Consider the following 574-nt stretch of genomic DNA (forward strand, 5'->3'; position numbering starts at 1 on the left):
CTCCTGCTCGGCGTGACCGTGCTGACGAGCCTGTTCTACCTCGTTCCGAACACCAACGTACGGCTGCGCGACGCCGTCGCGGGCGGCCTGATCGCCAGCGTGGCCTTCGAGTTCGGCAAGCGGGGCTTCACCATGTCCCTCGTCAAGGTGCCCACCTACAAGACGCTGTACGGGGCCTTCGCGGCTTTTCCGCTCTTCCTGCGGGGGGTGTACTTCTCGTGGCTGGTCACGCTGGTCGCGGCCATGATCACGGCCAACATGGCGCTCGCCCGGCGGCGACCGGCGGGCAAGGGCGCCCGGGCCCGGCAGCCCGGCCCCGGCTGGACTACATGACGCCGAAGGTCCTGAAGGCCTCGACCGTGCTCATGCCCTCCTGGATCGCCTTGCGCACGCTGTTCTCCGTGCCGGCCTTCTCGAGCGCGAGGCGGATGGCCTCCTCTTCGGCTTCGCGCGGGATGATCAGCACGCCGTCCTGGTCGCCGAAGACGATGTCGCCGGGACGCACGCGCACGCCCTGGATCTCGACCGGCACCCGGTAGTCGACCACCTTGCCGCGCGGCCCCTGGTCCTGGGA

At 69.7% G+C, this 574-nt stretch carries 2 protein-coding genes; one reads left to right on the plus strand and one right to left on the minus strand.

From position 1 onward, the window contains the following. Nucleotides 1-333, plus strand: a 333-nt coding sequence (locus AC1DTN_RS38670) for a YhjD/YihY/BrkB family envelope integrity protein (protein ID WP_477925507.1), incomplete at its 5' end; no start/stop codon positions are given. Here the strand turns inward: AC1DTN_RS38670 and AC1DTN_RS38675 are convergent. Then, on the minus strand, nt 326-574 hold a 249-nt coding region (locus tag AC1DTN_RS38675; protein ID WP_477925508.1), incomplete at its 5' end, for an RraA family protein. The genes AC1DTN_RS38670 and AC1DTN_RS38675 overlap by 8 nt on opposite strands.

It is taken from the genome of Rhizobium sp. 01T444 (assembly GCF_056398305.1).